Source organism: Pseudomonas sp. CAN1 (assembly GCF_030462585.1).
Lineage (GTDB): Bacteria > Pseudomonadota > Gammaproteobacteria > Pseudomonadales > Pseudomonadaceae > Pseudomonas.
On the sequence record NZ_JASMRU010000015.1, the window covers coordinates 38,981 to 52,570 of the forward strand.

The window sequence follows — 13,590 nt, forward strand, 5'->3', positions numbered from 1 at the left end:
CGCAACAAGGAGTTCGCCATGCACATTCTCTTGACCGGCGGCACTGGCCTGATCGGCCGCCGCCTCTGCCGCCAGTGGGCTGCCGAGGGGCACCAGCTCACCGTACTGAGCCGCCAGCCGCAGCGCGTAGCGTCGCTTTGCGGTGAGTCGGTACGCGGCATTGCCGATTTCGAAGCCTACGGTGACGGCCCGCTGGATGCGGTGGTCAACCTGGCCGGCGAGCCGATTGCCGACAAGCCCTGGAGCGCCCGCCGCAAGGCCCTGCTGTGGGACAGCCGGGTGCGTCTGACCGAACGCCTGGTGAACTGGCTGGAAGGCCGCAGCCAGCGCCCCGCCGTGCTGATCAACGGCTCGGCGGTGGGCTGGTATGGCGATGCCGGCGAGCGCCCGCTGGAAGAGAACAGCGCGGCGGCCGGCGAAGATTTCGCCAGCGAGCTGTGCCTGGCCTGGGAGCAGATCGCCCGCGAGGCCGAAGCCTTTGGCGTGCGCGTGGTGCTGGTGCGCACCGGGCTGGTGCTGGCGCCCGAGGGTGGTTTCCTCAAGCGCATGCTGCCACCGTTCCGCATGGGCGCCGGCGGGCGCATGGGCGATGGCCGGCAGTGGATGTCGTGGATCCATATCGAAGACCAGATCGCCCTGATCGATTTTCTTTTGCGCAGGGACGACGCCAGCGGTCCCTATAATGCGTGCGCGCCGCAGCCGGTGCGCAACCGCGACTTCACCCAGGAACTGGGCCAGGTGCTGCACCGGCCGACGCTGATGCACGTGCCGGGTTTTGCCCTGCGAATGCTGCTGGGCGAGATGTCGACCCTGCTGCTGGGTGGCCAGCGCATTGTGCCGCGGCGCCTGCTGGACGCCGGTTTCACCTTTCGTTTTCCGGAGTTCAAGGAAGCGCTGGCGGATGTGCTGCGCGAACAGCGCTGATCGCCTGCGGCATGCTCCTGCGGCATCGGCGACCGACTTTGACATGACACGCTGCGTGTAAACTGCGCAGCCCGCACGACGACCTCCTACCGCACCGGTTTAAGGACACTGCATGACCCAAAACGCCCTCCTGCTGGTCAACCTGGGATCACCGGCCTCCACCCAGGTCGAGGACGTGCGCCGCTACCTCGATCAGTTCCTCATGGACCCGTATGTGATCGACCTGCCCTGGCCGATCCGCCGGCTGCTGGTGTCGCTGGTGCTGCGCAAGCGCCCGGAGGAGTCCGCCCACGCCTACGCGTCGATCTGGTGGGACGAGGGCTCGCCGCTGGTGGTGCTCAGCCGTCGTCTGCAGGAGGCGGTGAAGCCGTTCTGGCCGCATGGCCCGGTGGAGCTGGGCATGCGCTACGGCGAGCCCTCCATCGAGAAAGCGCTGCTGCGCCTGAGCCAGCAGGGCATCAGCCAGGTGACCTTCGCGCCGCTTTACCCGCAGTTCGCCGACAGCACCACCACCACCGCCATCGAGGAAGCCCGCCGGGTGATGCGCGAGCACAACCTCAAGCTGGAGCTGAAGGTGCTGCCGCCGTTCTATGCCGAGCCGGAGTACCGCCAGGCTCTGGTGGACAGCGTGAAGCCCTACCTGGAACAACCCTATGATCACCTGCTGCTGAGCTTCCACGGCCTGCCCGAGTCGCACATCCGCAAGCTGGTGAAGGACAAGCGCCACGACCTCACCGCCAGCTCCAGCCGCGGCGTGCACGAGGACGTCATGGCGGTCTGTTACCGCAGCCAGTGCTTGCGCACGGCGGAGGACTTCGCTGCTGGCGCCGGGCTGCAGGACGGGCGCTGGTCGGTGTCCTTCCAGTCGCGCCTGGGCCGCAACAAGTGGATCGAGCCCTACACCGAGGCGCAGCTGGACAAGCTCGGCAAGCAGGGCGTGAAGCGCCTGCTGGTGATGTGCCCGGCCTTCGTCGCCGACTGCATCGAGACCCTGGAGGAGATCGGCCAGCGCGGCCAGGAACAGTTCCGCGCGGCGGGTGGCGAGGAGCTGGTGCTGGTACCCTGCCTGAACGACCAGGAACTGTGGGCGCGGGCGCTGGCGCAGCTTTGCGAGCGGACGCTTGCTGCGGTCTGATGGGACGCAGCTACCGCGGCTTCCCCTCACCCTAACCCTCTCCCGGAGGGAGAGGGGACCGTTCGGTGCAGGTTGGCGTTGCGTCGTCAGCCGGCATGGTCTGTCCTCTGTCTCCGGGACAAGGCAAGTGATGTAGGGCGAATAACGGCTCAAGCGTTATCCGCCATGGCGGATAAAGCGTTCCGCTTTATGCGCCCTACACGGAACCCCTGCTCTTGGTAGGAGCGAGCTTGCTCGCGAACCCGCCCAACGCCGGAGCCGCCAGCGAGCTTGTTCGCGAGCAAGCTCGCTCCTACAGGGTGGGCCCCTGCGAAACCCTGCGTCCAATCCCTGACCACCCATCCATCAGCCAACGGCCGACGCGCGCATTCAGAGATTTGATAGTGCGCGCGCGACGCGTTCGCAATGCCTACTCTGCGGGTTCTCCCCTTCGCCTTCGCCGCGATTGGCGGCGTTTCAGGAGCCCGGCATGAACAACAACAATAACGGCTACCCCTCCAGTGCCGTGGCCTGGTCCACGGTTGCGATCCTCATGGTCGCCTACGTGCTTTCCTTCATCGACCGACAGATTCTCAACCTGCTGGTCGGCCCCATCCGTCGCGATCTGGAGATCAGCGACACGCAGATGAGCCTGCTGATGGGCCTGTCCTTCGCGCTGTTCTACACCCTCTGCGGCATTCCCCTCGGGCGTATGGCCGACAGCCGCAGCCGTCGCGGGCTGATCACCGTCGGCGTGCTGATCTGGAGCGCCATGACCGCCGCCTGCGGCCTGGCGCGCCAGTACTGGCACTTCCTGCTGTTCCGTGTCGGTGTCGGCGTGGGCGAAGCTGCCTTGTCGCCGGCCGCCTACTCGCTGATCGCCGACAGCTTCCCGGCCCAGCGCCGCGCCACCGCCATCAGCGTCTACTCCATGGGCATCTACCTCGGCTCGGGGCTGGCCTTCCTGCTCGGCGGGCTGGTGATCAAGTTCGCTTCCGCCCAGGGCGACGTGCACCTGCCGATCCTCGGTGAAGTGCGCCCCTGGCAGCTGATCTTCCTGATCCTCGGCGCTGCCGGCGTACTGTTCACCCTGCTGATGCTTGCGGTGAAGGAGCCGACCCGCCGTGGCGTGGGCGCCGGCGTGGTGGTGCCGATGAGCGAGGTTGGCGCCTACCTGCGCGCCAACCGCAAGACCGTGCTCTGCCACAACTTCGGCTTCGCCTGCATCTCCTTCGCGAGTTACGGCAGCGGCGCCTGGGTGCCGACCTTCTTCGTCCGTACCTATGGCTGGGACGCCGGCCACGTGGGCGTGGTGTACGGCAGCATCGTCGCCGTGTTCGGTTGCCTGGGCATCGTCTGCGGCGGCCGCCTGGCCGACTTCTGGGCCAAGCGCGGGCGCACCGACGCCAACATGCGCGTGGGCCTGCTGGCCGCCTGCCTGGCCATCCCGCTGAGCCTGATCTATCCGCTGCTCAATAGCGGCAACGCCGCGGCAGCGATGATGGCGCCCATCGTGTTCTTCCTCAGCATGCCCTTCGGCGTCGCCCCGGCGGCGATCCAGGAAATCATGCCCAACTCCATGCGCGGCCAGGCCTCGGCCATCTACCTGTTCGTCGTCACCCTGCTCGGCCTGGGCATCGGCCCGACCGCCATTGCCCTGGTGACCGACTACGTGTTCGCCGACGACATGGCGCTGCGCTACTCGCTGCTGATCGTCAGCGTCGTGGCCCTGGTCGCTGGCGCGCTGCTGCTGGCCAACGGCCTGAAGCCCTACCGCGCGAGCCTGGAACACCTGAAGAGTTGGAGCCTGAAAGGCGAGAGTGAGGGTGGTGCGATGCAACGCCAGCCGGCCTGATAGTTCTTCAGCCAGATCGAGCCCCCCGCGCAGCAATGCGCGGGGGCTTTTCTTTGCCCGTGGCACAATGCGCTGGAACAGGGATTCGACGGGAGATTTCCAGCATGGAAGCAAAGACCATTGGCGTATGGCTGGCAGCCTTGGGCGCGCTGGCGCTGAGCGCATCGACAGCGGCGGAGGAACCCTGGGTCGCCTTCACCCAGAACGACCTGATCGGCTTCAAGGATGCCCAGGGCAAGGTGAAGGTCGAGCCGAAGCTCAGCCCGATGTTCACCATCGCCCGGCGCTTCGAACACATCATCGCCACCGGCGAGGAGACGGCCGGCGGCTACCGCACCTACTACCTGCTGCGCGATGGTCGCCAGGTGGCGGCGGATTCGCTCTACATCTTCGACAACACGCCCATCTGCGAGAGCGAGGGGAGCATCCGCTTCCGCGACCGCCAGCGTGACAAGGTCGGTTTCCTCGATAGTCACGGCCAGGTCCTGATCCCGGCCGAGCTGAGCGACGCCAGTGCCCTGCGCAACGGCATGGTCGTGGCCCTGAAGGGCGCTACGCGGCAGTGCGCCGACCCTGGCGTGAAGCTGGAGCAGTGCGAACATCAGGGCTGGAAGGGCGGCAAGGAACTGCTGATCGACCGTAGCGGCAAGACGCTGGTGGAAGATTTCGACACCACCCGCGCCGGCACGCTGGACTGGTTCTCGCGGCAGACCGGCGATCAGCCGTCCAGCGATCCGCGCCGCGTTTCGTTCAAGGCTGTCGACGGTCGCTACATCAGCTTCGTCGACATCGAGAAGGACTTCGCCGCCTGGTTCCGCGACGAGTTCCTCGCGCACCTCGACGATGCATCGCTGAAGGCCCACAGCTACCAGCAGATCTGGAGCGGGCAGGGCAGCGAAGCGCTGGATGACTGGCAGGCTGCAACGCCGGATGAGGTGCTGCAGAAGCACGGTGCGGCGCTGCGCAAGCGGCTGGAAGCGCTGCGTACCTCCGCCGGCTATGGCGTGCGGGCGGACGACATGGGCTGGCCCTTCGACGCTGAGCGCGACCCGCAGTACTTCGACAGCTGCGGCGAGTTCGCCCAGTGGCAGACGCCCAAGGTGTCGGCCATGGAGCATTGGCAGCAGGGCTCGTTCGAGCCGGTCAGGCACGCCAGTTTCGATTTCATTCGTACCGCTGAAGGCTATCGGCTGGTGGCGTTTTCCATCCCTGAACCGTGACAGCCGCCTGTAGGAGCGAGCTTGCTCGCGAACAAGGTGCCCCCAGGTGCCGAGGTATCAGGCGGTTCGCGAGCAAGCTCGCTCCTACACGGATGCATGGCACCGGAGTTGTCCTGCCGTCGTAAGACGGAAAAAGCGGAACGCTTTATGCGCTTCGCAGGTTCAGGATGAGCACGTCGTAGGATGGCGTGGAGCGAAGCGATACGCATCGTTTTCGCCCACCGGCAGCATGGGTATCGCTGCGCTCCACCCATCCTACAAGACCGGGTGTCCACCGGCGCTGCGGCGTTGGGCGGTTCGCGAGCAAGCTCGCTCCTACACGGATGCATAGCACCGGAGTTGTCCTGCTGTCGTAAGGCGCATAAAGCGGAACGCTTTATCCGCTTCGCAGGTTCAGGATGAGCACGTCGTAGGATGGCGTGGAGCGAAGCGATACCCATCGATTTTGCCCACCGGCAGCATGGGTATCGCTGCGCTCCACCCATCCTACTGGGCAGCTCCGGATGTATCGGTAGCGGAGCTGCCCAAAGAAAAGCCCCGCATCTGCGGGGCTTTTTCGTTCAGTGCGCCGGGGCGGGCGCGGCGGTTTCGGCGGGCTTCTGGTCCGGCTTGGCCAGCAGCGTGTACACGCAGGGCAGCACGAACAGGGTGAACAGCGTGCCGACGCTCATGCCGGTGGCGATCACCACGCCGATGTCGAAGCGGCTCACTGCGCCGGCGCCGGTGGCGAGCAGCAGCGGGATCACGCCGAGCACCATGGCGGCGGTGGTCATCAGCACCGGGCGCAGGCGGATTGCCGCGGCTTCCTCCACCGCCTCGCGCACCGACAGCCCGCGCTCGTGGCGCAGCTGGTTGGCGAACTCGACGATGAGGATGCCGTGCTTGCTGATCAGCCCGATCAGCGTCACCAGCCCCACCTGGGTGTAGATGTTCAGGCTCGACAGGCCGAGGAACAGCGGGATCAGCGCGCCGCAGATCGACAGCGGCACCGTGACCATGATCACCAGCGGGTCGCGGAAGCTCTCGAACTGCGCCGCCAGCACCAGGAAGATCACCGCCAGCGCCAGGGCGAAGGTGATCATCAGGGCGCTGCCTTCCTGCACGAACTGCCGCGAGGCGCCGGCGTAGTCGAAGGAGAAGCCGCGCGGCGATTCCTCTTCGGCAAAGCCGCGCACCGTGTCGATCGCCTCGCCCATGCTGACCATCGGCACGCCGGAGATGATCGCCGAGTTGAGCTGCTGGAACTGGTTGAGCTGGCGCGGGCGCGCACGCTCGTGGAAGGTCACCAGGGTGGACAGCGAGATCAGCTGGCCGCTCTGGCTCTTCACGTAGTAGTTGTTCAGCCAGCTCGGGTTGTCGCGGTAGGCGCGCTCGACCTGGGCGATGACCTTGTAGCTGCGCCCGTCGATGGTGAAGCGGTTGATCTCGCCTTCGCCCAGCAGCGCGCCCAGGGATATGCCGAGGTCCTGCATGGTGACGCCCATCTGCGCGGCCTTGGCGCGGTCGATGTCGACCACCAGCTCGGGCTTGTCGAAGGCCAGGTCGAGGTCGAGGAAGGCGAACTTGCCCGACTCTTCCGCGCGCTTCTTCACCCGTTCCGCCACCTGCAGCAGCGACTGGTAGTCGCTGGCGGTATTGATCACGAACTGGAACGGCAGGCCCTCGCCGGTACCCGGCAGCGACGGCAGGTTGAAGCCGAAGATCTGCAGGCCAGGGATCTTGTTCAGCTCCGCCTGCACCGCGTGCAGCAGTTCCATCTGGCTGCGGTCGCGCTCGTCCCAGGGCTTGAGCAGCATGCCGCCGATGCCGGTCTGCACGCCGTTGTAGCCATTGATCTGGAACGCCGAATAGTACTCGGGGAATTTACGGAAGATGCCCTCGAACTCGGCGGTGTACTTCGACAGGTAGTCGAGGTTCGCCGTCTGCGGCGCGTTGGCCATGATGAAGACGATGCCCTGGTCTTCCTCCGGCGCCAGTTCCTTGTGGGTGAACATCATCAGCAGCGGGATGATCGCCAGCACCAGCAGGGCGAAGACGATCACCACCGGCCGGCTGTTCAGGGTGCCGTGCAGCAGGCGCTGGTAGCGCACCTTCAGGCCCTCGAAGATCTGGTCCAGGCGATGGGCCAGGCCGCTGGGGTTCTCGTCGTGGCGCAGCAGGCGCGAGCACATCATCGGCGACAGGGTCAGGGCGACGATGCCGGAGATGATCACCGCGCCGGCCAGGGTAAAGGCAAACTCCTTGAACAGTGCGCCGGTGAGGCCGCTGAGGAAGCCGATGGGGGCGTACACCGCGGCCAGGGTGATGGTCATGGTCACCACCGGCACGGCGATCTCCCGCGCGCCCTCGATAGCGCCCTGGTACGGCGACTTGCCCTCCTCGATGTGGCGGTGGATGTTCTCCACCACCACGATGGCGTCGTCCACCACCAGGCCGATGGCGAGCACCATGGCCAGCAGCGTCAGCAGGTTGATCGAGTAGCCCATCATCTGCATGAAGAACAGTACGCCGATCATCGACAGCGGGATGGTCACCACCGGGATGATCACCGAGCGGAAGGCGCCGAGGAACAGGAACACCACCACGATGACGATCAGGATTGCCTCGCCGAGGGTCTTCACCACCTCGTCGATGGAGGCCTGGATGAAGCGCGTGGCGTCGTAGGCGATGGACACCTTCAGTCCCGGCGGCAGCTGTTCTTCCAGCTCCGGCATCTTCGCGCGGACTTCCTTGATCACGTCCAGCGGGTTGGAGCTGGGCGTGCCCTTGATGCCGATGTACACCGAGGGGATGCCATTGAACGAGCTGACCGCGTCATAGCTCGCCGCGCCCAGTTCGATGCGCGCCACGTCGCCCATCAGCACGCGGCGATCGCCGGCGGTTTTCAGCGGGATGGCGGCGAAGGCCTGCGGGGATTTCAGGTCGGTGGCGGCGTTCACCGAGGTGACCACCAGCTCGCCCTTCACCTCGCCGGCGGCGGAGAGGAAGTTGTACTCGCGCACCGCGCTGGCCACGTCGCCGGCGGTGATGCCGTAGGCGGCCATCTTCACCGGGTCCAGCCACAGGCGCATGGCGAACACCTGGTTGCCGAGGATCTCGGCTTCGGAGATGCCCGGCAGGGTAGCGAGCTTGGGCTGGATCACCCGCGATAGGTAGTCGGTGATCTGCGGGTTGTTCATTTGCTCGCTGAAGAAGCTGATGTACATCAGCGCCGAGGCGTCGGCGGCTTCCTTGTCCAGTACCGGGTCTTCGGCGTCGGGCGGCAGTTGGGTCTTCACTTCGCCGATCTTCGACAGCAGCTCGGTGACCAGGCGATCGGAGTTGGCGCCGATGTGCGCGTAGATCGAGATCACCGAGTAGTTCTGCCGGCTCACCGAGGTCATGTAGTCGATGCCTTCGGCGCTGGCGAGACTTTGCTGCAGCGGCTGGGTGATATAGCCCTGGATGGTTTCGGCGTTGGCGCCGGCATAGAAGGTGGTGACGGTGATCAGCGCGTTTTCCATCTGCGGATATTCGCGGATCACCAGCTTGCTGAAGGCCTGCATGCCGAGCAGGACGATCAGCAGGCTGACCACGGTCGCCAGCACCGGGCGACGGATAAAGGGATCGGTGAAGCCCATAAGCTCAATCCTTTGTGTTCGGATTTGCTGCGCGTCGGCCATGCGGCGTTGGAGGGAATCGTCGAAATGCTCATTGGCTACAGCCAACTCCGCTTTCGCCAATCCCCTCCGCCTTGCCTGGCTCTAGCTCGCGAAATCCGGGCAGAGCGGTTGTCTCTGGTTGCCCTCGCCGGGGGCGAAGGCACTGCTGTGCGTTACTGCGGGTCCTTGGCGATGGCCACGGCGGTGCCGTTGTCCAGCTTGAGCTGGCCGGAGGTCACCACCTGCTCGCCGGCCTTCAGGCCTTCGACGATCACCACGCTGCCTTCGCGGCGTTCGCCGGTCTTCACGAAGCGGCGTTCGACGTCCAGCTTCGGCGACTTGTCGTCAGTCTTGGCGTCTTCGGCTTTCTCGCCCTCTTTGGGCTTGTGCGGTACCACCACATAGACCGAGTTGCCGTAGAGGGTGAAGGCCACGGCGGTCTCGGGGACCACCACGCGCGGCGCGCTGTCCGGCAGCTGCACTTCGAGGTTGGCGAACATGCCCGGCAGCAGCTTGCCGTCGGGGTTGGCCATGCTGGCGCGGACCAGCAGGTTGCGCGTCTGGTTATCCACCCGCGGGCTGATGGCGTCGATCTGTGCATCGAAGCTCTGGCCCGGATAGGCTGCCACGCGCACCACGACCTTCTGCCCGCGCTTGAGCAGCGGGAAGTCCTGCTCGGGGAGGAAGAAGTCCACCTGCAGGGTCGTCAGGTCCTGCAGGGTGACGATCTCGGTGCCGGGGGAGACGTAGTCGCCGACGTCCACCTGGCGGATGCCGATGGTGCCGGAGAAGGGCGCGAGGATGCGCTTCTTCGCCAGCGCCGCGCGCAGTTGCGCGACGGTGGCGGTGGAGCGGTTCAGCTGGGCGGCAAGGCGGTCGTACTCGCTCTTGGAGATGGCCTGGCGGCCCACCAGGCTCTTGCCGCGCTCGTACTCGACCTGGGCCAGGCCGAGGTCAGCCTCGGCGGTGCGCAGGGTGGCCTGTTCGACGTCGGATTCGAGTTGCACCACCGGCTGGCCGACCTTGACCTTGTCGCCGGAGACGAACTGCACCGCGCTGACTGTGCCGGAAACCTCGGCGGTCAGGGTCACGCCCTGGATGGCGCGCAGGGTACCGATGGCCTGCAGGCGGCTCTGCCAGTCACGTTCTTCGGCGTTGGCGGCGTTCACGCTCACCGGTGGACGCGGCGCCGTGAACATGGCGATCTGTTTCTTGATGGAGAGGTATTTCGAGCCGGCGAGCACCGCAACGATGACGGCAACTACGCCCAGCATGATCAGCATGCGGCGCAACATCTTCCTGTTCCTTGGTACGTGCCTGGCTGCTATCGGGCGCGATCGCTCGCCCACAATTTGCCGGGCGGCCTTCCGTTCGCGCAGATGTCGATCAGGCGTTGAAGCCGATACGTGGGACGCCCCATTGCGGGGCGGAATTGCGCACCTTATGCCTGAAACGGTGGATAGTCAAAGGGCTGGGATTACAAGAGGTTTCCCACGAAAAGTAAGGTTGTTTGCGGAAGATGTGCGCTGGATCGGTGCGGCGGAATGTGGTGGAGAAGTGTGGTGAAGGGAGAGCCACGTCCATGTGGCTGAAGAGGATCAGGCGCTGAGCTTGCGGGTGACGTCGGCGAGCTCGCCGGAGAGGCCGTGCAGGTGGCGGCTGGCGCCCTGGGTGCGGACCACGTTCTCTTCGTTGGTGGCGCCGATGGCGGTGATCTCGGTGAGGTTGCGCGAGATGTCCTCGGCGACCGAGGTCTGCTCTTCGGCGGCGGTGGCGATCTGCCGGTTCATGTCGCGGATCGCTTCCACGGCATGGGTGATGCTGCGCAGCACTTCGCCGGCCTGGGTGACGCGTTCCACTCCCTGTTCACTGCGGGTCTGGCCGCTCTCGATGGCGCGCAGGGCGTTGACCGAGCCGGTCTGCACGGTGTCGATGATCTGGTGGATTTCGGCGGTGGATTCGGCGGTGCGCTGGGCCAGGGTGCGGACTTCGTCGGCGACCACGGCGAAACCACGGCCGGCTTCACCGGCGCGGGCGGCCTCGATGGCGGCATTGAGCGCCAGCAGGTTGGTCTGGTCGGCGATGCCGCGGATCACTTCGAGCACCTTGCCGATGCGCCCACTGTCGCTTTCCAGGCGGCGGATGACTTCGGCGGTGTTGGCGATCTCGTTGCTCATCTCGGTGATGGTGACGATGGTGGTCTTCATCACCTCGCCGCCCTGCTGGGCGTGCTGGTCGGCATCGTCGGCGGCGCGCGCGGCGTCGGAGGCGTGGCGGGCGACTTCCTGGGCGGTGGCGGACATCTCGTGCATCGCCGTGGCCACCTGGTCGGTGCGCGAGAACTGCTCGCGGGTGCCTTCGGCCATCAGGGTGGCGATGGCGTTCAGCTCGCCGCTGGCGGTGTCCAGCTCGGTGGTGCTGTGCTTGAGGCGGGTGAAGGTCTCGGCGAGGAAGTCACGCAAGGTGTTGGCGGCGCGGGCCAGGCGGCCCAGTTCGTCGCGGCGGCTGGCGTCGACGCGCTCGCCGAAGTTGCCTTCGCTGAGCTGGGCGATGTGTTCGATCAGGCGGGCGATCGGGCCGATCAGGTTGCGGTTGACCAGCCACAGGCTGAGCAGGCCGAGCACGATGCCGGAGATCAGCAGGATCAGGCTGCCGCTGATGACAGTGCTGTGGGCGCTGGCGGAAATGTTCTGGGCTTCCTGCTGGGCATCGCGGTGCAGGCTGTCCACCAGGGCGGCCATCTGCTCGCTGGCGGCGCGGTCGATGCCTTTCACCGCGGCATCACCGGCGCGCGGGTCGCTGCCGGCGGCGAGGTAGGCGTCGCGGCCCTTGCGGTAGGCCTGGCCGAGCTGGCGGTGCTCGTCGCGCAGGCGGGTCACCTGGGCCTTGAGCTGCGGCTCGTCGGCGGCGTTCTGTTGCAGACGGCCGAGCACGTCCTGGACGGCGCGCTCCTGGTCCTCGAACTGGCCCCAGTACTTGTTCAGGTCGGCCGGCTGCTGGCCGCGCAGGAGGACGTTCTTCCACTCCTGCACCTGGATCTTGAAGGCCAGGTTGGCCTGGTCGACCAGTTGCGAGGATTGCAGCGGGCCGTCCAGCAGGCGCTGGTAGGCGCCGACGCTGCCGGAGAGGAAGTGGAAGCAGGCGAGGGCGATCAGCAGCACGAGCAGCAGGCTGCCGCCCAGCAGCGAAAGGATCTGGGTACGCAAGGAAGTGTTGGGGGACATCGGGTTTACGCCTCTAAGACGCAGGGTGGGAATCGGTCAGCCTTTGCATCGGCCGCGTGGCGGTCTTCCTGAGGCCAGGGAGACGAGTGGTAAGGGTTTTCGGGCGCTCTGGTACGGGCGTTCTGGCCTGATGCCGTCGGTTGCCGGTTGCCGGTTGCCGGTTGCCGGTTGCGTAGGAGCGGATTCATCCGCKATCGCTATCCGGCGGCTCCGAGCTTGGCGGTTGACCATCGCGGACGGAGTCCGCTCCTACGTTGCCCGTTGGCCCGTCGCGAAAGGCGGAGATTTCCCGGTAGGTAGGAGCGGATTCATCCGCTATCGCTATCCGGCGGCTCCGAGCTTGGCGGTTGACCATCGCGGACGGAGTCCGCTCCTACGYYRCCCGTTGGCCCGCCGCGAGGGGCGGAGATTTCCCGGATGGGTAGGAGCGGATTCATCCGCGATCGGATTCCCACCACGCCGAGCGTGACGTTGCTTCCGGCGACCTGTCAGGCCAGGTGCAGATGGTTGTCCCAGAACGCTGCGGGCAGTTCCAGCGGCGTGCCGGCGATGCGTTCGCTGCGGCAGTCGTAGACGCGGCAGCGGCCCTGGCCGGAGGTGACGACGAAGCCGTCCTTCACCGCGCCGACACCGGCGCAATCGGGCAGCGGCGCGTCCAGCCGCACGGCGCCAGTATCCAGGTCCCAGATGAAGAAGCGGTTACCGCGCGGGGCGGTCAGGGCGACCAGGCGCAGCTCGTCGTGCACGGCGACACTGGCGGTGTACTGGGTCATCGCCTGGCGTTGCTCGTCGGCCAGCGGGAAGGGCTGGAACGGCTGGCCGGGACGCTTGATGGCGAGCAGGTCGGCGCGGTCGTGGGAGTCGCCCATGTACTGCTGGCCGGCGACTATGGTGCCGTCCGCGGCGATGGCCAGGTGGCGCACGCTGTTCATCTGCTGCGGCAGGGTTTCCTTGGAGATCAGTGCGCCGTCGCGCTGCATCAGCACCAGGCTCGGCTCCATGGCGTCGAGGTTCATCTCCACGCGGCTTTCGGCCTCGGTGCGGATACCGCCGTTGGCCACCACCAGGGTCTCGCCATCGGGCATCCAGGACACCTGGTGCGGGCCGAGGCCGTGGGTGGAAACCTCGCCGGTGTGGCTCAGGCGCTCGCCGTCGAAGCGGTACACACCGAGCAGGCCGCGGCCCGGATCGGTGGTGTCGTTCTCGGTGGCGTACAGCCACTCGCCGTCCTTGTGCCACACGCCGTGGCCGTAGAAGTGGCGGTCGGCCTGCGAATCGACGGTCTGCAGCAGGCGGCCGTCGTTCAGGTCGATCAGGTAGCTGTGCCGGCCCGGCCGGCGCGCGACGAACAGCGCCAGCGGCAGGCTGGGGTGCTGCACCACATCGTGGCAGCGCAGGCCGACTTCGGTGGCGAAGGCGCAACTGCCGTCCAGGCGATAGCCCACGGCGTAGTGCTTGCCATCCGCGTCGTCACGGGCGGACAGCACCAGGGGCTCCTTGCCCTTGCGTGACAGCGTCCAGCCGCCGAAGGTCAGGGCGCCAAGCAGCAGGCTGCCCAGGGCGATCACGTTACGTCGCAACATGGCTTGCACCTCTATCACTTCTTGCATCC

At 66.3% G+C, this 13,590-nt stretch carries 8 protein-coding genes; 4 read left to right on the forward strand and 4 right to left on the reverse strand.

Translation table 11 applies throughout. The features are described 5' to 3' along the window. The first annotated feature begins 18 nt into the window (after positions 1 to 18). From QO207_RS19185 to QO207_RS19200, 4 genes are all read left to right on the forward strand, one after another. Positions 19 to 924, forward strand: coding sequence for a TIGR01777 family oxidoreductase (locus tag QO207_RS19185; protein WP_301533903.1), 906 nt, complete (start codon positions 19 to 21; stop codon positions 922 to 924). Positions 925 to 1,036: 112 nt separating this feature from the next. Continuing rightward, a complete protein-coding gene (gene hemH, locus QO207_RS19190; protein WP_301533904.1) occupies positions 1,037 to 2,059 on the forward strand; it encodes a ferrochelatase in 1,023 nt (340 codons plus the stop codon). 469 nt (positions 2,060 to 2,528) lie between these two features. Next, positions 2,529 to 3,893 (forward strand): MFS transporter, encoded by a 1,365-nt coding sequence (locus QO207_RS19195; protein WP_301533905.1) that lies wholly within the window; start codon positions 2,529 to 2,531, stop codon positions 3,891 to 3,893. Positions 3,894 to 3,997: 104 nt separating this feature from the next. Then, a complete protein-coding gene (locus tag QO207_RS19200; RefSeq protein ID WP_301533906.1) occupies positions 3,998 to 5,113 on the forward strand; it encodes a WG repeat-containing protein in 1,116 nt (371 codons plus the stop codon). Positions 5,114 to 5,673: 560 nt separating this feature from the next. Here the strand turns inward: QO207_RS19200 and QO207_RS19205 are convergent. From QO207_RS19205 to QO207_RS19220, 4 genes are all read right to left on the reverse strand, one after another. Further along, the gene (locus QO207_RS19205) at positions 5,674 to 8,733 is read right to left on the reverse strand and encodes a multidrug efflux RND transporter permease subunit (protein ID WP_301533907.1); all 3,060 of its coding nucleotides are present in this window, start codon (positions 8,731 to 8,733) and stop codon (positions 5,674 to 5,676) included. A gap of 194 nt (positions 8,734 to 8,927) precedes the next feature. Next, on the reverse strand, positions 8,928 to 10,049 hold the full coding sequence (locus QO207_RS19210) for an efflux RND transporter periplasmic adaptor subunit (protein ID WP_301533908.1): 1,122 nt from the start codon (positions 10,047 to 10,049) through the stop codon (positions 8,928 to 8,930). Positions 10,050 to 10,352: 303 nt separating this feature from the next. Further along, positions 10,353 to 11,978, reverse strand: coding sequence for a methyl-accepting chemotaxis protein (locus QO207_RS19215; RefSeq protein ID WP_301533909.1), 1,626 nt, complete (start codon positions 11,976 to 11,978; stop codon positions 10,353 to 10,355). Between the two features lie 488 nt (positions 11,979 to 12,466). Continuing rightward, positions 12,467 to 13,561, reverse strand: coding sequence for a DUF1513 domain-containing protein (locus QO207_RS19220; RefSeq protein ID WP_301533910.1), 1,095 nt, complete (start codon positions 13,559 to 13,561; stop codon positions 12,467 to 12,469). Between the last annotated feature and the right edge of the window lie 29 nt (positions 13,562 to 13,590).

What these genes read in the sequence shown, in the direction of transcription:
- QO207_RS19220 (WP_301533910.1), bottom strand. Translation starts at nt 13,561, where the DNA reads ATGTTGCGACGTAACGTGATCGCCCTGGGCAGCCTGCTGCTTGGCGCC.
- QO207_RS19205 (WP_301533907.1), bottom strand. Translation starts at nt 8,733, where the DNA reads ATGGGCTTCACCGATCCCTTTATCCGTCGCCCGGTGCTGGCGACCGTG.
- QO207_RS19200 (WP_301533906.1), top strand. Translation starts at nt 3,998, where the DNA reads ATGGAAGCAAAGACCATTGGCGTATGGCTGGCAGCCTTGGGCGCGCTG.
- hemH (WP_301533904.1), top strand. Translation starts at nt 1,037, where the DNA reads ATGACCCAAAACGCCCTCCTGCTGGTCAACCTGGGATCACCGGCCTCC.
- QO207_RS19210 (WP_301533908.1), bottom strand. Translation starts at nt 10,049, where the DNA reads ATGTTGCGCCGCATGCTGATCATGCTGGGCGTAGTTGCCGTCATCGTT.
- QO207_RS19185 (WP_301533903.1), top strand. Translation starts at nt 19, where the DNA reads ATGCACATTCTCTTGACCGGCGGCACTGGCCTGATCGGCCGCCGCCTC.
- QO207_RS19195 (WP_301533905.1), top strand. Translation starts at nt 2,529, where the DNA reads ATGAACAACAACAATAACGGCTACCCCTCCAGTGCCGTGGCCTGGTCC.
- QO207_RS19215 (WP_301533909.1), bottom strand. Translation starts at nt 11,978, where the DNA reads ATGTCCCCCAACACTTCCTTGCGTACCCAGATCCTTTCGCTGCTGGGC.